Genomic DNA, 18957 nt, shown 5'->3' on the forward strand with positions numbered 1-18957 from the left:
TTACTTAGCTTTTTCAATGATTCTTACTAATCTCCATCTTTTGTTCTTGCTCAAAGGTCTAGTTTCCTGGATAAGAACTGTATCACCTTCTGTGCATTCGTTGTTCTCGTCGTGTGCAGTATATTTTTTCGTTTTCAAAACGAATTTACCGTACATCGGGTGCTTTACTCTTGTAGTTTCACTAACAACAATGGTTTTTTCCATTTTATTGCTGGAAACCACTCCGATTCTTTCTTTTCTTAAATTTCTATCCATTGTAAAATGAAATTATTGTTTGTTAGTTAACTCAGTATTTAGTCTTGCGATTGTTCTTCTCAAATCTTTGATTTGAATAGGATTTTCAATTGGGCTGATCTTGTGAGCCAATTTCAGTTTTGAATATTGTGCTTTCAGTTCAGCAAGTTTCGCTTGAATATCCCCTGCGCTTAAATTTTTAATATCAGCTTGTTTCATTGTATTCAAAGATTATAGAGGTTTAACAAAATCGTTAGCAACTACGAATTTAGTAACTACCGGTAATTTCTGTGCAGCAAGTCTAAGAGCTTCTTTCGCAACTTCGTAAGGAACACCTCCTACTTCGAACATAATTTTACCTGGTTTTACTACAGCTACCCAATATTCAACGGCACCTTTACCTTTACCCATACGTACTTCCGCTGGTTTCTTAGTAATAGGCTTATCCGGGAAAATTTTGATCCATAACTGACCTTCTCTCTTCATATATCTTGTCGCAGCGATACGCGCAGCTTCAATCTGTCTTGCAGTGATCCAAGCTCCTTCAATAGCTTTGATTCCAAAAGTTCCGTAAGCAAGTTGACTACCTCTCTGGGCATTCCCCTTCATCTTCATCTTGTGAACTCTACGGAATTTGGTTCTTTTTGGTTGTAACATAATTTCTAAATTTTAGATTTTAGATTTTAGATTTTAGATTTTTTTTAATTTTAAAAAAGTAACGGTAATTTAAAATTCAAAATTTCTAATCTAAAATTTTAATTATTATTGTTATTGTTGTTGTTTTTTCTAGGTCTTCTGTTATCTCTGTCTCCACCTCTGTTTCCTCCTCCTGCAGGACCTCCTTTTTTCTGTTGTCCCACTAGTGGAGAAAGTTCTCTTTTACCATAAACTTCTCCTTTCATGATCCAAACTTTTACTCCTAGTCTACCGTAAGTAGTGTGAGCTTCAGCCCAGTGATAATCAATATCAGCTCTGAAAGTAGACAATGGAATTCTTCCTTCTTTGAAAGATTCGCTTCTTGCCATTTCAGCACCGTTCAATCTACCAGAGATCTGAACTTTGATACCTTCAGCACCCATTCTCATAGTACTTGCCATAGCCATTTTAACAGCTCTTCTGTAAGAGATTCTGTTTTCAATCTGCTTAGAAATACTATCAGCAACTAATACTGCATCTAGTTCAGGTCTTTTGATTTCGAAGATGTTGATTTGAATATCCTTACCTGTAAGTTTCTTCAATTCTTCTTTCAATTTATCAACTTCCTGACCTCCTTTACCGATGATAAGTCCCGGTCTAGCAGTAGTAATTGTAACTGTTACTAATTTTAGTGTTCTTTCAATATAGATTTTTGAAATACCACCTTTAGATAATCTAGCCTCAAGGTATCTTCTGATTTTGTAGTCTTCCGCGATTCTGTCTCCATAATCGTTTCCACCAAACCAGTTAGAATCCCATCCTCTGATGATACCTAATCTATTACCAATTGGATTTGTCTTCTGTCCCATACCTTGATTAATTTTCTTTATTACCTAAGATTAATGTAACGTGGTTAGATCTTTTTCTGATTCTATACCCTCTACCTTGTGGAGCTGGTCTTAGTCTCTTCAATTGTCTTGCACTATCCACGAAGATTTCTTTAACGATAAGGTTTGCTTCTTCAATATCCGCACCTTCGTTTTTCACCTGCCAGTTTGCCATAGCAGAAAGAAGTAATTTTTCTAACTTGTTAGAAGCATCCTTCTTAGAATATTTTAGGATATAAAGTGCTTTGTCTACCTGCTCTCCTCTAATGATATCAGCAACTAATCTCATTTTTCTTGGAGAAGACGGGCAATTATTTAGTGAAGCTTTTACAACGTCTTTGTTAGCTTCTTTTCTTGCGATTGAACTATCTTGTTTTCTTGATCCCATGATTATCTGCTTCCTTTGTTTTTGTTACCACCATGACCTCTGAAAGATCTTGTTGGAGAAAATTCGCCTAACTTGTGACCAACCATATTTTCTGTAACATATACAGGGATAAAAGATTTCCCGTTGTGTACAGCAATAGTTTGTCCTACGAAGTCCGGAGAGATCATCGATGCTCTAGACCAAGTTTTGATAACTGTCTTCTTACCAGACTCTATATTTGCCTGAACCTTCTTATCTAAAGTATGATGAATGAATGGTCCTTTTTTAAGTGATCTTGCCATAATTATTTTCTTTTAGATACGATGTAACGGTTAGACACTTTGTTTTTCTTTCTAGTTTTGTAACCTTTAGCTGGCTTACCGTTTCTAGATCTTGGGTGACCTCCTGAAGAACGTCCTTCACCACCACCCATCGGGTGATCTACTGGGTTCATTACAACCGCTCTTGTTCTTGGTCTTCTACCTAACCATCTGCTTCTACCTGCTTTACCAGATACAGTTAACTGGTGGTCTGAGTTGGAAACTGAACCAATCATTGCGATACACTCAGTAAGGATCATTCTTGATTCTCCTGAAGGCAATTTAATGATTGCATATTTACCGTCTCTTGAAGTTAATTGAGCTGAAGAACCAGCACTTCTTGCTAAAATAGCACCTTGTCCAGGCTTCATTTCGATACAAGAAATTACAGTACCCAATGGAATGTTTTTCAATTTCATTGCGTTACCTACGTTTGGTTCAACGTTTTCACCAGCAATAACTTTCTGGTCAACTTTGATACCGTTTGGAGCGATGATATATCTCTTCTCTCCGTCTGCGTATTCAACTAGAGCGATGAAAGCAGTTCTGTTTGGATCGTATTCTACAGTTTTTACCGTTCCTTCAACATCAAATTTATTTCTCTTGAAGTCAATAATTCTGTATTTCTTTTTGTGTCCACCTCCGGTGTAACGCATGGTCATTTTACCTGTTTGGTTACGTCCACCTGACTTTTTAATACCAACTGTAAGAGATTTCTCTGGCTTATTGGTAGTAATTTCCTCAAAATTGTTTACAACTCTGAATCTCTGTCCCGGGGTGATAGGTTTTAATTTTCTAACAGACATTACTATTATTTATAATTAATAATTAATTTACAGCAAAAATATCGATAACCTCACCTTCAGCAAGTTTGATTACCGCTTTTTTCAATTTGTTTGTCTTTCCTACTTGAAGACCTTTTTTAGTGTACTTTGAAGAAACCTTCGGAGCATAAATCATTGTGTTAACGTCTGCTACTTTTACACCGTAAGCTGCTTCAACAGCCTTTTTGATCTCGATTTTATTCGCCTTAGGGCTAACTAAGAAAGAATAAGAACCTCTTAAATCTGTAAGGTAATTAGCCTTTTCTGAAATAACTGGTTTAATAATAACTGACATGATTTATTTCTTTAAATTTTCCTGGAATTTTTCAACTGCACCTTCGAAGAATACAACTTCACCTGCGTTTACTAAGTCATAAGAACTTACTTCGTTGAAGTTCATTACTTTAGCTTTAGGTAAGTTTCTTGAAGACAAATATACATTCTTGTTAGCTTCAGGAAGGATAAATAAAGCTTTCTTATCGTTCAATGCCAAAGCATTTAATACGTTGATGAAATCTTTAGTTTTAGGAGCGTTCAAGCTCATATCTTCCAGAACTCTGATGCTGTTGTCTCTCATTTTCTGAGATAGAACAGATTTTTTCGCTAATCTCTTAAGAGCTTTGTTCAATTTGAATCTATAGTCTCTTGGTTTTGGTCCAAATACTCTACCTCCACCTCTGAATACTGGAGATTTAATATCACCATATCTAGCAGATCCTGATCCTTTTTGCTTCTTAAGCTTTTTAGTAGAAGCAGTAATTTCGCTTCTTTCTTTTGCTTTATGAGTCCCTTGTCTTTGTGCAGCAAGGTACTGTTTAACTTCTAAGTAAACCGCGTGCTGATTTGGCTCAATTCCGAATACTGATTCGTCTAGAGTTACTTTTCTTCCGGTCTCTTTTCCTGATGTATTTAATACTACTAGTTCCATTTTCTGATAATTACATAAGAATTTTTAGCTCCCGGAACAGCACCTTTTACTACTAAAAGATTTTGTTCTTGATCCACTTTTAATACTTGAAGGTTTTGTACAGTTACCTGCTTACCTCCCATTCTACCCGCCATTCTCATTCCTTTGAATACTCTCGAAGGATCCGATCCAGCACCGATAGAACCTGGAGCTCTAAGTCTGTTGTGCTGACCATGAGTAGCTTGCATTACACCTCCAAATCCGTGTCTTTTAACAACACCTTGGAAACCTTTACCTTTTGAAGTTCCTGTTACGTCAACATATTCTCCTTCAGAGAATAAATCAACTTTTACTTCTTCTCCTACTTTCACTTCATCAACGAATTCTCTGTAGAATTCTACTAATTTAGCTTTAGGAGCAGAACCAGCCTTTTTGAAATGACCAGCTAACGCTTTACCTACGTTCTTCTCACTCTTGTCATCGAAACCCAATTGAACTGACTTGTAGCCGTCCTTTTCTATGGTTCTGACCTGTAAAACCGAGCATGGACCAGCTTGAATAACTGTACAAGGAATGTTTTTCCCTTCTTCGTTAAACAAAGATGTCATACCGATTTTTTTACCAATAATACCTGACATTGTTTATATTATAATAAAATTTATCCTTTATTTATCCCCATTTTTCGGAAGTCTAAAGTAATTTCTAATTCTGATATAGGCATACTACGCTCCTAAAATGAGTGTGCAAATTTATGAATAATTTTATAACTGACAAATATTTACAGCAAAATATTTTGATTTTTAATCAATTAGATGATTTTGAAAAAACTCAGGTGAAATTTCCGCCCGGATTATTTGGAATTTTAAAAAAGAAATCAGAAAGAAGACTATTCTAACCTGAGCTTGAGCCAAGGAAGTTGGCTGGAAGCTGGAAGAAAGAGGCAGGAAGTTACTTTTTGTTATAGGTATTGATAGCCACTATAAAATTTTAATATCATAAAAAGAGTAAAGCAGATAAACAGTTATCCTTAATAACCTTTATAACTCCCCTCTTCCATCTCACAGCTTCAAATCTTCATTAACCAGATACTCTCTTATTCCGAACTGAGGTTATTTTATGATTACAGTAACGCCTACTTCTTCCAGCCCGGCCTTATCCTCCGCAGAAATACCATCGTCTGTGATTAAATAATCTACTTTATCCAGAGAGGCTATTTTACCAAAACCTTTTTTGTTCAGCTTTGTGGAATCTGCAAGAATAATTACCTGATCTGCACAATCTATCATCACCTGATTCAGATGAGCTTCTGCAGCATTCGAAGTACTGATTCCGAAATCAAGATCAATTCCGTCCACTCCGAGAAAAAGTTTATTGCAGGAAAACTGTTTTAAGATTCCTTCAGAAATTGAACCCACAATTGAAGTGGAGCTTTTCCGAACTTCCCCACCCAGCTGGATAATATTAATTTCAGGATTATTACACAGTTCAAGCGCTACCCTGAGCGAAGAAGTAAGAACGGTAAGTCTTCCGAAATTCCCAAGCATCCGGGCAAGATAATGCATGGTAGTTCCTGAAGCCAATATAATACAGTCATTTTCCTGAATAAGTTCTACGGCAGCTTTTACAATTCCCTGTTTGGCTTCTACATTAATGTTCTCCTTTTCATTCACATTTCTTTCATAAGCATACCTTACATGTTTGCTGGCACCTCCATGATTACGGAAAAGCAGCCCTAAACTTTCGAGATAGTTCAGATCCTTTCGGACCGTAACTGAAGAAACATTGAACTTTTCGCACAGATCCTGTACCAGCACATGGCCTTTCTCATCCAGCTCTTTTAGTATTTCATCATGCCTTGGTATTAACTTTTCCATTCTTATTGTTTCATCAAAAATACCATTTTTTTTTCGAAAGTGTTAAAATTTCATTTATTTTGTTTTGGTTTCGTTTTTAATTTATAAATTTGAAAACGAAACATAAACGAAACATTTATGAAACGAAATGAAGAAATCAGTAAACTAGCCAGTGTTCAGGAATGGGATTTCATTGTCATCGGAGGTGGAGCCAGTGGTCTAGGCTCAGCACTGGATGCAGCAAGCAGAGGATTTAAAACCCTCCTTCTTGAATCCCACGATTTTGCAAAAGCAACCTCAAGCCGCAGTACCAAACTGGTACACGGAGGTGTAAGATATCTGGCACAGGGGGATATAGGATTGGTAAAAGAGGCATTAAAAGAAAGAGGACTTTTGGCCCAAAATGCAGCCCATGTCGTAAAAAATCAGTCCTTCATTATTCCCAACTATACATGGTGGGGAGGCATCTATTATAAAATAGGGCTTTCCATTTATGATTTTCTCGCCGGAAAACTAAGCTTAGGAAAAACAAAATACATCAACAAATCGAAAACGATTGAAAAACTTCCAACCATTGAGCAGCATGGTCTGGCCAGCGGAGTAGTTTATCAGGACGGACAGTTTGATGATGCGAGACTTGCCATTAACCTGACACAAACCATCATAGAAAAAGGAGGAAGCGCTGTTAACTATATGAAAGTAACCGGCCTTCTGAAGAATGATTTCGGAAAAATATCCGGTGTTATGGCTGAAGACCAGTTTTCTCAGAAAAAATATGAACTTCGTGCAAAGGCAGTGATCAACGCAACAGGGGTATTCACGAATGAGATTCTGAATATGAATAATCCAAAACATGGAAAATACGTTGTACCAAGCCAGGGAATCCATCTTGTTCTGGATAAATCATTCCTGAAAAGTGATGATGCCATTATGATCCCCAAAACATCAGACGGAAGAGTTCTTTTTGTTGTTCCGTGGCATGACCGTGCTCTTGTAGGAACAACAGACACCTTACTGGAAAATCCAAGCTTTGAGCCTCACGCCCTGGAATCAGAAATTAATTTCGTTTTAGAAACCGCAAGACAATACCTGTCAAAGAAGCCAACCCGCGAAGATGTAAAATCTGTATTTGCAGGACTAAGACCCCTTGCAGCACCAAAAGAAGGAGGCAAAAGCACAAAAGAAGTCTCCAGAAGTCACAAGGTTATTGCCTCGGACACAGGATTAGTTTCCATCATTGGAGGAAAATGGACCACCTACCGGAAAATGGCCGAAGATACTGTTGATAAATCTGTAGAAATTTTACAGTTGAAAGCAGGGCCTTCGCAGACAGAACATATGTCTATTCATGGCAACATCCAAGCTGAACTGGTTGACCGCAGCAGCCATCTGTATGTATATGGATCTGATATTCCTGCTATAAAAGCATTACAAAACAGCAATCCCAGGTTTGCACAGAAGATCCATCCGGATCATGCCTTCACTATCGCGGAAGCGGTATGGGCCATAAGACATGAAATGGCAGAAACCATTGAAGATATTCTCGCCAGAAGAGTACGTCTTCTGTTTTTAGATGCAAGAGCAGCCATAGACAGCGCACAATCCATTGCACAGCTCATCGCCGAAGAAAAAGGATATTCTGAAGAATGGATTCAGCAGCACACAGAAGAATTTATTGATTTAGCAAAAGGATATCTGCTAACCCCTTATTCTCCTCAAACATTCAACAAAAACTAAACAATCCGGTATGAAAGAAAAACTGATTCTCGCTTTAGATCAGGGAACAACCTCTTCCAGAGCAATTCTATTCAATCACAGTGGAGCTATAGAATATATATCCCAGAAAAATTTTGAACAAATATTTCCCACCCCGGGCTGGGTGGAACATGACCCCAATGAAATCTGGTCTTCTCAAATTTCTGTAGCCGCGGAAATCATTGCCAAAGCCGGAATTTCCGGACTGGAAGTTGCCGCCATAGGAATTACCAATCAGAGAGAAACTACTGTAGTATGGGATAAGGAAACCGGTGAGCCTGTTTATAACGCCATTGTATGGCAGGACAGGAGAACCTCCAAATATTGCGATGAACTGAAAGAACAGGGACACGCCGAAATCATCAAAGAGAAAACCGGCCTTGTACTGGATGCTTATTTTTCAGCTACCAAATTAAAATGGATTCTGGACAATGTAGAAGGTGCAAGAGAAAAAGCCACAGCAGGCCAATTATGCTTCGGAACAGTTGACACCTGGCTGGTATGGAAGCTTACCCGTGGGAAAATGTTCATCACTGATGTATCTAATGCCAGCAGAACCATGCTTCTGAATATTCACACCCTGGAATGGGATGAAGAACTTTTGGAATTATTTGACATTCCAAAATCTATTCTTCCCGAAGTAAAGCAGAGCAGTGAAATTTACGGAGAAACAGCAACCACTCTATTCTCCACCAAAATTCCGATTGCAGGAATTGCAGGAGACCAGCAGGCCGCTTTATTCGGACAGATGTGCATCACTCCCGGGATGGTTAAGAACACTTATGGAACAGGATGCTTCTTATTGATGAATACCGGAAAAGAAGCGGTATCCTCTAAAAATAATCTGCTGACCACTGTTGCCTGGAAAATCAATAATGAAGTTAACTACGCTCTTGAAGGAAGTGTATTTGTAGGCGGAGCAGCTATTCAATGGCTGAGAGACGGTCTTAAACTTATTCACTCTTCAGACGAAGTGAATGGCTTGGCCGCAAATGTTGAAGATAACGGAGGCGTTTATTTCGTTCCGGCTCTTACAGGATTGGGGGCTCCTTATTGGGATCAATACGCAAGAGGAACTATTGTAGGCATTACCCGCGGAACCACTGACGGACATATTGCCAGAGCTACCCTTGAAGGAATAGCATTTCAGGTATATGATATTGTAAAATCTATGGAAGCAGATTCCGGAAGAGCCAGCCTTGAACTGAGAGTAGATGGTGGAGCTTCAGCAAGTGATCTTCTGATGCAAATCCAGTCTGATCTTTTCGGATTTAAAATTACCAGACCCAAAACACTGGAAACGACTGCCCTTGGCGCTGCTTATCTGGCTGGTCTTGCCGTAGGATACTGGAAAGATATTGATGAAATTCAGGCCCAATGGATTGTGGATAAAGATTTCCATCCGCAACTTGAAAAGGAAAAGGCAGATAAAATGATCCATACCTGGAGCAAAGCTGTATCGCGAGCACAAAACTGGATTGAAGATTAATCCCATTGAAAACAAAATTAAAACTATGACTCCATTTGTAGCAGAAATCATCGGGACCATGCTGATGATACTTTTAGGAAACGGCGTAGTAGCCAACGTTGTTTTGAAAGATACCAAAGGAAACAATTCCGGATGGATCGTAATTACCACTGCTTGGGCTTTAGCCGTTTTTGTTGGTGTAACAGTTGCCGGACCAGTCAGCGGAGCACATCTGAACCCAGCTGTAACTTTAGGTTTAGCTTTTGCAGGAAAATTCTCATGGGATCTGGTTCCCTCCTATATTGCCGGAGAAATGATCGGCGCAATGCTGGGAGCTTTTCTGGTTTGGCTGTTTAATAAAGATCATTTTGCCATTACAGAAGATGAAGATGCAAAATTGGCCTGTTTCAGTACAGGTCCCGCCATCAGGAAACCTGTTTCAAACATAATCAGTGAAATTATCGGAACTTTTGTTTTGGTCTTTGTTATTTTCCATTTCGCAGATCCAAGCGTTACTTTAAACAATGATCCTACCGCAAAAATAGGATTAGGAAGTATGGGAGCACTCCCTGTAACTTTATTAGTCTGGGCAATTGGACTGTCTTTGGGAGGAACAACCGGATACGCCATCAATCCGGCAAGAGACCTTGGACCAAGAATCATGCACGCCATTCTTCCGGTAAAAGGAAGCAGTGATTGGAGCTATGCCTGGATTCCTATTGCAGGGCCAATCATCGGAGCAATTCTAGCCGCTTTATTGTATGGAGCGTTAAGATAACCACAGATCGTTTACACAATGAAAAAACTCTTTTATATAGGCCTGGCTTTACTAGGCACAGGGAATCTTTTTGCCCAGGAAGACACGGAAAACAAGAAAGAAAGCCGGTTAGATTTCACTGTAAACATTCAGAATAACCATTTATGGCGAGGGCTGATCATTACAGATAAACCCGTTGTTATGGGAAACCTTTCCTATGCTTTAGATGCTGAAAAGAAATGGAAGGTCGGAATATGGGGAGCTTCCGCATTGGCTGATGACAAAGACAATACCCATTATAAAGAAATTAATTATTACGTTCAATATTCAGACGGACGCTTTTATATCGGACTTTGGGATCTCTACAACTCAAGGAATATCAACACTGCTGTTGCAGCAGATGATATTTTCAGTTACTCCCGAAGAAGAACCGCTCACATCATTGATCTGAGAACCAATTATACTTTCGGACCTTCTTTTCCTTTAAATGTAGAAGCAGACCTTATGCTTTACGGAGGGGCTAATGCCGGAGAAGTTGTTCTGAAAGATGACGGAAGCTATGACAGAAACAAATACTCCACCTATGTTCAGGTCAGCTACCCGGTAATTTCCGGCGGGAAGGTCACTCTGGATGCTTTTGTTGGAGGAGGATTTGCCCTAAATGACAAACATTTTCTATATGGAAACGGCAAGAACAGCTTTGACATTGTCAACGTAGGCGTAAAAGCAGGCAAAACCATTAAGATTACCGATCATTACAGTCTTCCGGTTTCTATGATGGCGATGTGGAATCCGTCTAACAAATTCGCAAGAATTCAACTGGCAGCAACTGTTTTTTAATCTCAAAAGAAAACGGAATTAATTATATAAAGACCATTTCACTCCGAAGTGGTCTTTTATTATTTAAAGAATATTAAAGGTAAAACGCATTTATTGAATTTTTTGAAGCAGTTGTTAGGACAACATGCGCACTTATTAGCTATAAGCTGTATCTGATTCAGTATTTAAATAAATTAGTAAAACATTAACCATAAAATACTTATTATCATGAAAAGAAATCTATTAAACATTAAAAATATTATTGCCGGGGCAATGATATTATCCGCCGGAGTAATGAATGCTCAACAATGGGAGATCACAGGAAATTCAGGCATCACCAGTACGAATTATGCAGGAACAACTGACCATAGCTATTTCTATTTAAGAACCGGCGGTGCCCTTTCTAATCCAGGGCAAGCTTTTTTGACGAGCCCCGGATCTTTTGTTGTAGACGCAGTAAACTACTCTAACGGAGTAAAAGCTAAGGGTAGTATTATTACCGGATCGCAAAACATGCTTGGCCCCAATGCCAACAGCTCTCTAGTAGGCGGCTGGGGAAACAGCTTACAAACAGCCGGAGGTGCAAATCTTGTCGCAGGACAGAGCAATACCGTATTAAATGATGCATCAAAATCAATAGCCCTGGGATGGAACAATACGGTCCGGGCTTCCAATCAGTTTGCCGTTGGAGTTGGGGTGGATCTAACCTCTGAATATTCCGGGGGATTCGGAGTGGATCTTATTGCAACAGGAAACCGTTCTTTTGTTATCGGATCAGGAACACATGCTTCCACGAAACTAACCAACTCGATTCCATTTTCAATTATGTTTGGGCTTTCTAAAAACTCAACAATGCTGATTAAAGATCAGCAGGTCGGCGTCCGTACAACGGCTCCAACGGCTAATTTTCATACGGTAGGAACTGTTCGGCTACAGGATCTTCCCAACGGATCCGGTAATGCTTTGGTAGTAGATGCTGACGGAAATGTTATGGTAGCTTCTACCGCTTTAGCAAAGCAGGCTAATGGCCCAACCGTAACTGAACTGCAAAACCAGATTGATGATCTCAAGCTGCAGGTTGATGAATTAAAAAGCCTACTACTAAAACAATCCGGAATAAAAGATATTTCATCGGGTAACAGCGCCAGACTGTATCAGAATGTGCCTAATCCTACAAAAGGAGAAACCAACATTAAATATTATATTCCCAATGGCAGTAAAAACAATACTATAGAAATTTATTCAGTATCCGGACAATTGATAAAATCTCTTCCCATAAGAGAAACTGGTGAAGGGAACATTGCAGTAAACAATTTAAAATCAGGAATGTATTTATACAAGCTATCTGTTGACGGTAAAACTATTGATACGAAAAAAATGCTTATTCAGGATTAATTCTTTGAACGTTGATAGACTAAGATGCTGTCTCCATAGTGAGACAGCATCTTTTTTTATTATATTTTCTTACTTTTAGGATATGAAAAAAATCTTCATCTTCTTTTTATTATTCATCTTATTCTCATGCAGTAAAAAGCAGCCTCATCCTTACACATTTTATTACTGGAAAACCCATCTGAAGCTGGATCAGGAAGAAAAAAAGACATTAGATAAAGCTCAATCACCTTTTCTCTATACCCGTTTTTTTGATGTTGATAAAGTTGGAGGAAAATTTCAGCCGGTGGCCGTCATTACAAAAGACAACAGTTTCCAAACCGACAAAAAAATCGTTCCTGTAGTTTTCATTACCAATCAATCAATGCTGCATATTTCCGCAGAAGAGATTACATTTCTTGCGGAAAGTATACATCAAATGATTAAAAAGAAAGCCGGCGAGTATCAGCTCAAAATCAATAATGAAATCCAGATTGACTGCGACTGGACTGCCGGAACACGGGATGATTATTTTAAATTTTTAAAGGAACTGAAAAGAATCTCCGGAAAGGAAATCACCTGCACCCTCCGGCTTCATCAGGTAAAGGACAAAAAGAACACCGGAATACCTCCCGTAGATAAAGTTTACCTGATGTGCTACTCTACCTCTTCACCGTTGGAAAATTCAGATAAGAACTCCATTCTGGATGTGGTTACTCTAAAAAATTATCTTTCAAAGCTTGAAGATTATCCTATAAAAAAAATCGAGGTGGCACTTCCTGTTTATTCCTGGGGAATCGTTACCAACCATCTTGGTAAGCACCGCCTGATTAACGCCCTGTCTCAAAAGGATCTGGAAAATCCCCATTTCAAAAAAATATCAGATAATGAAGTTGAGATTATGAAAGACGGATTTTATTTCAGAAACTATTTAAACAAAGGCTTCAAAATAAAGATTGAGGAAATTTCCGAGGAACAACTTCAAGAGGCTATCCATTTTCTGGAGAAAAAAATACCTGATTTTACTATCATTTATTATCAATTAGATGGTAAATTTGTAGCGGGTAGGAATTTTTAATCCTCTCCAACTGTTACAGATATTTTCTGAAAACAAAAAAATTATTCATGACAACACTAAAAACACCTGAATTTATATGAAAAAGTATATTCTTTCACTGGCAGTACTGTCTCTTTTCTATACGAAATCGGAAGCCTGCGCATGGTCGGATCCGGATTATGATTACTTTAATCTTTTTACCCAAAGTATTATTAAGGACAAATCCTATCTTCCGTTTCTGCATAATTATTCCAGCCGGTTTTATACCGGATACAATGCCGCTCTGATTCCTGATGACAATCTGAACACCTGGAAAAAGTTCTTCAATAATCAGCTGAACTATGCTGAAACGCAAAACCTGGTATATAAGATCAGCATGAACGATCTGAATGCTTTAAAAAACGGAAACCCAGCCAACCCTCTCCTGCAGAAATTGGGGACAGGGTTTTACCAGAAGTACCGTGAAGGGATTGACTACCTGATTGAGGCCAAATATCTGGAACCTTATATGAGCATCAATTATGTTGAAAGTGAGAATTCATTCTATTACGGCGGAAGCGATAATAAAGAGAACGCTACTTCTCTCGACTACCCTAAAACCATTGCAGCTTTAACATCTTTATATAATTCGGTAAAAAATCCTGAGATCAAACAGCGTTACGGTTATCAGCTGGTCCGTTTCAACCATTATACAAGAAATTATGATGCAGCAGTGCAGGCTTTCAAAACCTATGTAGAACCGATCAAACTGAAAGGTGCAGTCTATTTTATGGCTCTTGATCAGCTGGCCGGAGCCCAAAGAGGCCTTGAAATGAACAGTGATGCCAACTGGAATTTCTTTCAGGTTTTTATGAACACGAAAGACCGTAAGGAATCTTCTTTTGTTTCGATGAAGCTTTCGGATACCGCTTCTTTCAGTAATATCATGAAAAGAGCGAATACGAATGAAGAAAAGAATATGGCTTATTTCCTTTTAGGCTATGAAGATTTCAACAATCCGATTCCTATTATGGAAAAGATGTATGAGATCAACCCTGACTCTGAGATTCTGAAGGTCATGGCTGTAAGAAGCATCAATGAGCTGGAAAGAAGTTATCTTCCAACTTATTATTACTCTTCAGATGCCTCAACGAGCCCTGCTGTTTCCAGAGGAAAAACCGATGGCAATACCAATTCAAAAGAGGCTAATACAGGAACAACAGCCCCTGAAGTGAAGGAAGTGAAACTTTCTTTCTGGCAGAAAATTGTACGGTTCTTTAAAAATTTATTCGGCGGTTCCAAATCTGATAAAACAGGAAATGCAAAAGCAGACCAAAGCGATGATGAATTACTGAACAACCCCAACAGAATTCCTTTTTATACAACAGGTTACGGATATGATGACGCCGCCAAAAACTATTTGGATGAGCTGGAAAAATTCACTTCAAAAACCAAAGAAAAGTCTAAAGATGAGTATTGGCAGATTGCAGATGCCTATCTTAAGTTTTTAAAGAAAGATTATAAAGAGAGTACGGAAATCCTGAATGACATTAAGACAACCAATCCTGAATACCTGGAGCAGATCAAGAGAATGAAAGTTCTTAACGATATTGTTGCCCAGCCTAAAATTGATGCCGCTTACGAAGATCATCTGATGAAAGATTACGCAGAGTATTTTGTGGAAAAAGAAGTGAAAAAGGATACCGCCAATACCGATTATGATTATTACGGCGAAGCACCTTCCACCGCATCATTCCTTAAAGATGTTCTTGCCAACAGGTATTTCCTTCAGGGAGAGGACGGAAAGTCATATTTAATGAACAATAAGCTTTCTGATCTTCAGTACAACCCAAACTCAAGTCTGGTAAAAAGCGTTGAAGACTTTTACAGAAAGTCGAATAAAACCCAGTTTGAACAGCAGATCATCGCCAAAAACATGGATAGTGTAGGAAATATTGATGCTTTCTTCAATACGATTTATGGTGACAGAGCCATGAAACTGGCTGACTTTGAAAAGGCTAAATCCTATTATGAAAAAGCGCAAAGCTTTACAGGGATCCCAAGAGAAAACTATGAATGGACAGAAAAAGACGGTCAGAAGATCACCCAGAAACAGTATGCTCCGGGTGAATACAACGGCTTTAAAAATATTTCAGATCTTGTTTTCGGACATAATGTGTGGGAAAGTTTTGGTAGTCCAGATACTGAAAGTATGAAGGCTGAAAATTATTCGGATTTCCCTTTCATCAAAAGTACCATGAATAAAGTGGAACTGGCAGATGCACTTATTCAATTGAAAAAGATAGGAGCAGGAACAGGCGAAAAGGCAGCAAAAGCAGATCAGCTGATCGGAAATTTACTTTACAATACTTCTATTCTGGGATATTACCGCCAACTGTTTGTGATGGATATTGACAACAGCAACGGAGGAAAATATGATTTCTGGAGCACAAGCAGAAAGAACCCATATCAATATTATTATAAGAACTTTACGGATACCTCTTATATTGAACCTGATAATTTTGATCTGGCTATCGGCTATTATCAAAAGGCCCTTAAGCTTTCAACGGACAAAGAGCAGAAAGCCAGAATTCTTTTCCAGATGGCGAGTGCAGAACAGGGGAAATATTACCAGTACGGGGAGAAAAATCAAGCTAATATTGATTATTCCGATCCTAAATGGTCTGAAAAAGAACAGGCTCATCAGACTGAACTGGACAATCTGAAAAACCAGAAATACAGAACCTATTTCGCTCAGCTGAAAGCCCAATATGCCGACACACAGGCTTCCAGAGACCTGATGGGAAGCTGCAGTTATTTCAGTTACTTTATGAAAAGATAGGGGAGAAAGGGGAAGCCGGAAGTTTCTTGAAGTCTGAAAGACAGAAGCAGGGCTTCGATAACCTCTTTTCTCATTGACAAATAAAAAAGGAATCAGTTTGATTCCTTTTTTTGTTGCTGTTTCTGAAGCCATTCTTCATGTTTCATTTTAAAGGCTGCATGTTTGATATTTTGATTTATCTGGGCTGCATCTATAGAATGTGAGGTATGAATATCAGCATCTTTTTTGGCAAGCTGGGCCAGGTTTTCATAAAAGCAATGAAGCTGGTCTAGTTCTTTTTCCGTCAGATCTTCAATATCTACAATTCTGTTACTCGCTTTTCCATGAGCAGCGATGAGCTCATTCAGCTTAATCTGGATCGCTTTTGAGTCTTTATTCTGAGCTTTCTGAATCAGGAAAACCATTAAAAAGGTAATGATCGTAGTTCCGGTATTGATGACAAGCTGCCAAGTTTCGGAATAATCAAAAACGGGGCCTGAAACGGCCCATGACAATACGACCAACACTGCTCCGATAAAAGCATAAGAGCTTCCTGTAAATTTGGTGGCCCAGTCTGAAAATTTTTCAAAAAAACTATGATTTTTATCGCTCATACTGTAGATTCTTTTATATATAAATGTATAAAATTAGTATGAACCGGCAATGGAATGATTTTAAGATGGGAGTTGTTTTTAGGGATGGAAGCTGGAAGAGGGAGGATGGAAGTGTAAACGGTTAAGTCTATTACAATAGTTCTTCTATTCAATAAAAATATCAGAAAACTTATGATCTGAATTTATATTTATCTCACTCAACTATTCATCATCAAAGCTGAAATTTCATATTACACACTGCTTAAACTTCCCTCTTCCAGCCTCCATCTTCCTTTCTTTCCTCCTTCCTTGTTATTTCGTTTTCTTAAACCTATGCCACCAGATCAGGAATCCGGTAATGGGAAATGAACATCCGATAAGCGATATGATGAAATATAGAATAATACTCGGAAGTCCCATAATTTCACCGGTATGGAGCGGTTTAGCCAGAGCAGTGAACTGTTTATTTAAAGGTCTGTCGGAAAATAATTCTTTTGTTTTTAAAACTCCGGTTTTATCAAAAGTAACTTCATCCGGAAGCATCATCCCTAAAAAGTTCTGCGTATTGGTTTTGATCACTACATATCTTGGATTGTCTTTATTTGGGAGTTCAATACTGGTAACTGCGGTGTATGGAAGATGCTGATCTGCCATTTTCAGGATTTTATCAATAGAAGCAGACGAAGCATCTTTGAGATTTTTCTTTTCATCCTGCTTCTGAAGCATATCTTCCAGAAGTCCTCCGAAAGGATCATCACCATTATCTTTTTCTTTTGCAATATTGTCTATTGAAGATCCTCCAAGACTTACAATGAGTCCGTTTTTCACCCAGGGATAGGTTACATACAATCCGGTAACCGCTATGAAAAACAGCATTAAAAAGGTATAAAATCCAAGAGTGTTATGTAGATCATAATTGACACGCTGAAATTTAGCTTTGAATTTTACCGTCAGCCCCTGTTTTAAAAATTTCAGTTTTTTGGGAAGCCAGAGAATCAGCCCGGAGATCAGCAGTACGCAGAACATCAAGACGGAGGCCCCTACGATCTGGCGTCCGGCATTTCCCATCATCAGGTTCCGGTGAATATCAAGTACCACTTCAAAAAAATGATTGGCCCCTGTATCTGCCTGCCCGAGAATTGTACCGGTATACTGATTGTAATAAGCACTTTTATCAAGCTGATTTTCCCGATAGGAAACTACATAACTTCTGCTTTTACTTTCAGGGATGAGCAGGGAAGTAAGTTCTTTACCGTTTTTTGATAATTCGGTCTGAATATGATCCGGGCTTCTAGCTTCCGTACCAGCTGTTATATACACTTTATCTTTATTGTAAAGATCGGTGATCTGATTTTTGAAGGCATATAAACATCCGGTAAGACACATTATAAAAACAATGATGCTTGACAAAAGTCCTAGCCATAGATGGATGAGCCACATCAGGTATTTTGTGAATGATTCATTCTTTCTCTTTTTCCGGTAAAGACTTTTAAATAATGGTTTCATAATGGTTTAACAGCAAAAACATTAAGACAGGGATGCCGTCTTAATGTTTTTTATTAAAATTTGAAATGAATGTTTTTGATTTGAGAGAGGTGGAAATGAAGATAGATGATGAAGTTTAGGCATCAGATCCCTTAATTTCATATTACTTTCGGCTTACCTCTTCCAGCTTTAAGTCTCAGAAATTACTTTCTTCCTTTGAACTGAACATCTTTTACGATTTCCTGGAATTTCGCGTAATGTTCCGGCGTTAACGCTTTCTCAATGGCAGCTTTTCTCTGGGCATCAAACTTTTCCCAGTATTCTTTAGCCAGGTCATTGTTTCCGTGGTATACATCATGAGCATCATTGAATGCTTTTTCAAAGGCATCATTAGCGGCATTCACCACTTTGAATTCTTCTTCTGAAAGCTGAGCTTCAGTTTTAATTCTTTCTAAAAGAGCATTGTCATATCTTGGCCTTTTCCTTGAATTTTCATCAACAAATTTGTTGAATTTCTCCATTTGTGGAGCCTCTAAAACTTTAGCCATTTCAAGAGACTGCTGTGCTCTGAGCTCTTCGTTCTTGATGCTTAAAGCCACTCTGTCCATATTTCCACCCTGAGCTTTGGCAGCCTGATAATTCTGCTCCTGAAGGTCCTGATATTTTTTAGTAATCTCGTCAAAACTCTTTTCCTGTTCAGCCGTAAGTTTCACTTCTGTTTTGAACTGGTTGTAATCAATTCCTTTCTTTTTGTCGCCGGAACAAGAAATAACTGCTGCTCCGATAACAAATGCGAATAATAAAGTTTTCATATTTTTCATAAT

21 protein-coding genes are annotated in these 18957 nt (G+C 38.5%); 7 read left to right on the forward strand and 14 right to left on the reverse strand.

The window, feature by feature from the left end; all coding sequences use genetic code 11:
- The 11 genes from rpsQ to J2Y40_RS18030 all read right to left on the reverse strand — a co-directional run bounded on the left by rpsQ (position 1) and on the right by J2Y40_RS18030 (position 6049).
- Positions 1–255 (reverse strand): 30S ribosomal protein S17, encoded by a 255-nt coding sequence (gene rpsQ, locus J2Y40_RS17980; RefSeq protein ID WP_042720938.1) that lies wholly within the window; start codon positions 253–255, stop codon positions 1–3.
- A gap of 12 nt (positions 256–267) precedes the next feature.
- Entirely contained in the window at positions 268–453 is a 186-nt protein-coding gene (gene rpmC / locus J2Y40_RS17985; RefSeq protein ID WP_062700837.1) for a 50S ribosomal protein L29, read from the reverse strand.
- Between the two features lie 12 nt (positions 454–465).
- Positions 466–891, reverse strand: a complete 426-nt coding sequence (gene rplP / locus J2Y40_RS17990) for a 50S ribosomal protein L16 (protein WP_062700835.1) — start codon at positions 889–891, stop codon at positions 466–468.
- A gap of 98 nt (positions 892–989) precedes the next feature.
- The gene (gene rpsC, locus J2Y40_RS17995; protein WP_153397644.1) at positions 990–1739 is read right to left on the reverse strand and encodes a 30S ribosomal protein S3; all 750 of its coding nucleotides are present in this window, start codon (positions 1737–1739) and stop codon (positions 990–992) included.
- Between the two features lie 7 nt (positions 1740–1746).
- Entirely contained in the window at positions 1747–2145 is a 399-nt protein-coding gene (gene rplV, locus J2Y40_RS18000) for a 50S ribosomal protein L22 (RefSeq protein WP_002983214.1), read from the reverse strand.
- A gap of 2 nt (positions 2146–2147) precedes the next feature.
- Positions 2148–2426: a 30S ribosomal protein S19 gene (rpsS, locus tag J2Y40_RS18005; protein ID WP_002983209.1), complete on the reverse strand. Its 279-nt coding sequence runs from the start codon at positions 2424–2426 to the stop codon at positions 2148–2150.
- Positions 2427–2428: 2 nt separating this feature from the next.
- On the reverse strand, positions 2429–3250 hold the full coding sequence (gene rplB, locus J2Y40_RS18010; protein ID WP_062700831.1) for a 50S ribosomal protein L2: 822 nt from the start codon (positions 3248–3250) through the stop codon (positions 2429–2431).
- 22 nt (positions 3251–3272) lie between these two features.
- Positions 3273–3563: a 50S ribosomal protein L23 gene (rplW, locus tag J2Y40_RS18015; protein WP_153397642.1), complete on the reverse strand. Its 291-nt coding sequence runs from the start codon at positions 3561–3563 to the stop codon at positions 3273–3275.
- Between the two features lie 3 nt (positions 3564–3566).
- The gene (rplD, locus tag J2Y40_RS18020) at positions 3567–4196 is read right to left on the reverse strand and encodes a 50S ribosomal protein L4 (protein WP_153397640.1); all 630 of its coding nucleotides are present in this window, start codon (positions 4194–4196) and stop codon (positions 3567–3569) included.
- Entirely contained in the window at positions 4187–4813 is a 627-nt protein-coding gene (gene rplC, locus J2Y40_RS18025) for a 50S ribosomal protein L3 (protein WP_034678007.1), read from the reverse strand. The genes rplD and rplC overlap by 10 nt, the downstream gene beginning before the upstream one ends.
- A 471-nt stretch (positions 4814–5284) precedes the next feature.
- Positions 5285–6049: a DeoR/GlpR family DNA-binding transcription regulator gene (locus J2Y40_RS18030; RefSeq protein WP_310000556.1), complete on the reverse strand. Its 765-nt coding sequence runs from the start codon at positions 6047–6049 to the stop codon at positions 5285–5287.
- 117 nt (positions 6050–6166) lie between these two features.
- Here J2Y40_RS18030 and J2Y40_RS18035 point away from each other — a divergent pair, with 117 nt between their 5' ends.
- The 7 genes from J2Y40_RS18035 to J2Y40_RS18065 all read left to right on the forward strand — a co-directional run bounded on the left by J2Y40_RS18035 (position 6167) and on the right by J2Y40_RS18065 (position 16076).
- A complete protein-coding gene (locus J2Y40_RS18035; protein WP_310000558.1) occupies positions 6167–7765 on the forward strand; it encodes a glycerol-3-phosphate dehydrogenase/oxidase in 1599 nt (532 codons plus the stop codon).
- A gap of 10 nt (positions 7766–7775) precedes the next feature.
- A complete protein-coding gene (glpK, locus tag J2Y40_RS18040) occupies positions 7776–9272 on the forward strand; it encodes a glycerol kinase GlpK (protein ID WP_310000560.1) in 1497 nt (498 codons plus the stop codon).
- 25 nt (positions 9273–9297) lie between these two features.
- Positions 9298–10029, forward strand: coding sequence for an MIP/aquaporin family protein (locus tag J2Y40_RS18045; protein WP_310000563.1), 732 nt, complete (start codon positions 9298–9300; stop codon positions 10027–10029).
- Positions 10030–10047: 18 nt separating this feature from the next.
- The gene (locus J2Y40_RS18050) at positions 10048–10848 is read left to right on the forward strand and encodes a hypothetical protein (RefSeq protein ID WP_310000565.1); all 801 of its coding nucleotides are present in this window, start codon (positions 10048–10050) and stop codon (positions 10846–10848) included.
- Positions 10849–11055: 207 nt separating this feature from the next.
- Complete coding sequence (locus J2Y40_RS18055; protein ID WP_153397628.1) at positions 11056–12222, forward strand: T9SS type A sorting domain-containing protein; 1167 nt, start codon at positions 11056–11058, stop codon at positions 12220–12222.
- A gap of 82 nt (positions 12223–12304) precedes the next feature.
- The gene (locus J2Y40_RS18060; protein ID WP_153397626.1) at positions 12305–13276 is read left to right on the forward strand and encodes a hypothetical protein; all 972 of its coding nucleotides are present in this window, start codon (positions 12305–12307) and stop codon (positions 13274–13276) included.
- A gap of 76 nt (positions 13277–13352) precedes the next feature.
- A complete protein-coding gene (locus J2Y40_RS18065) occupies positions 13353–16076 on the forward strand; it encodes a hypothetical protein (protein WP_153397624.1) in 2724 nt (907 codons plus the stop codon).
- Positions 16077–16168: 92 nt separating this feature from the next.
- On the opposite strand, the gene J2Y40_RS18070 is transcribed toward J2Y40_RS18065, so the two are convergent.
- From J2Y40_RS18070 to J2Y40_RS18080, 3 genes are all read right to left on the reverse strand, one after another.
- On the reverse strand, positions 16169–16669 hold the full coding sequence (locus tag J2Y40_RS18070) for a low affinity iron permease family protein (RefSeq protein WP_153397622.1): 501 nt from the start codon (positions 16667–16669) through the stop codon (positions 16169–16171).
- Positions 16670–16960: 291 nt separating this feature from the next.
- Positions 16961–18154, reverse strand: coding sequence for a PepSY domain-containing protein (locus tag J2Y40_RS18075; protein WP_153397620.1), 1194 nt, complete (start codon positions 18152–18154; stop codon positions 16961–16963).
- Between the two features lie 182 nt (positions 18155–18336).
- Positions 18337–18954 carry a hypothetical protein gene (locus J2Y40_RS18080; protein ID WP_153397618.1) on the reverse strand — a complete coding sequence of 206 codons (618 nt, stop codon included), beginning with the start codon at positions 18952–18954 and terminating at the stop codon, positions 18337–18339.
- Between the last annotated feature and the right edge of the window lie 3 nt (positions 18955–18957).

Source organism: Chryseobacterium sp. 2987 (assembly GCF_031456375.1).
GTDB lineage: Bacteria > Bacteroidota > Bacteroidia > Flavobacteriales > Weeksellaceae > Chryseobacterium > Chryseobacterium vaccae.

Coding starts and splice junctions, on each gene's coding strand:
- rpsQ (WP_042720938.1), bottom strand. CDS start 255: ATGGATAGAAATTTAAGAAAAGAAAGAATCGGAGTGGTTTCCAGCAAT.
- rpmC (WP_062700837.1), bottom strand. CDS start 453: ATGAAACAAGCTGATATTAAAAATTTAAGCGCAGGGGATATTCAAGCG.
- rplP (WP_062700835.1), bottom strand. CDS start 891: ATGTTACAACCAAAAAGAACCAAATTCCGTAGAGTTCACAAGATGAAG.
- rpsC (WP_153397644.1), bottom strand. CDS start 1,739: ATGGGACAGAAGACAAATCCAATTGGTAATAGATTAGGTATCATCAGA.
- rplV (WP_002983214.1), bottom strand. CDS start 2,145: ATGGGATCAAGAAAACAAGATAGTTCAATCGCAAGAAAAGAAGCTAAC.
- rpsS (WP_002983209.1), bottom strand. CDS start 2,426: ATGGCAAGATCACTTAAAAAAGGACCATTCATTCATCATACTTTAGAT.
- rplB (WP_062700831.1), bottom strand. CDS start 3,250: ATGTCTGTTAGAAAATTAAAACCTATCACCCCGGGACAGAGATTCAGA.
- rplW (WP_153397642.1), bottom strand. CDS start 3,563: ATGTCAGTTATTATTAAACCAGTTATTTCAGAAAAGGCTAATTACCTT.
- rplD (WP_153397640.1), bottom strand. CDS start 4,196: ATGGAACTAGTAGTATTAAATACATCAGGAAAAGAGACCGGAAGAAAA.
- rplC (WP_034678007.1), bottom strand. CDS start 4,813: ATGTCAGGTATTATTGGTAAAAAAATCGGTATGACATCTTTGTTTAAC.
- J2Y40_RS18030 (WP_310000556.1), bottom strand. CDS start 6,049: ATGGAAAAGTTAATACCAAGGCATGATGAAATACTAAAAGAGCTGGAT.
- J2Y40_RS18035 (WP_310000558.1), top strand. CDS start 6,167: ATGAAACGAAATGAAGAAATCAGTAAACTAGCCAGTGTTCAGGAATGG.
- glpK (WP_310000560.1), top strand. CDS start 7,776: ATGAAAGAAAAACTGATTCTCGCTTTAGATCAGGGAACAACCTCTTCC.
- J2Y40_RS18045 (WP_310000563.1), top strand. CDS start 9,298: ATGACTCCATTTGTAGCAGAAATCATCGGGACCATGCTGATGATACTT.
- J2Y40_RS18050 (WP_310000565.1), top strand. CDS start 10,048: ATGAAAAAACTCTTTTATATAGGCCTGGCTTTACTAGGCACAGGGAAT.
- J2Y40_RS18055 (WP_153397628.1), top strand. CDS start 11,056: ATGAAAAGAAATCTATTAAACATTAAAAATATTATTGCCGGGGCAATG.
- J2Y40_RS18060 (WP_153397626.1), top strand. CDS start 12,305: ATGAAAAAAATCTTCATCTTCTTTTTATTATTCATCTTATTCTCATGC.
- J2Y40_RS18065 (WP_153397624.1), top strand. CDS start 13,353: ATGAAAAAGTATATTCTTTCACTGGCAGTACTGTCTCTTTTCTATACG.
- J2Y40_RS18070 (WP_153397622.1), bottom strand. CDS start 16,669: ATGAGCGATAAAAATCATAGTTTTTTTGAAAAATTTTCAGACTGGGCC.
- J2Y40_RS18075 (WP_153397620.1), bottom strand. CDS start 18,154: ATGAAACCATTATTTAAAAGTCTTTACCGGAAAAAGAGAAAGAATGAA.
- J2Y40_RS18080 (WP_153397618.1), bottom strand. CDS start 18,954: ATGAAAAATATGAAAACTTTATTATTCGCATTTGTTATCGGAGCAGCA.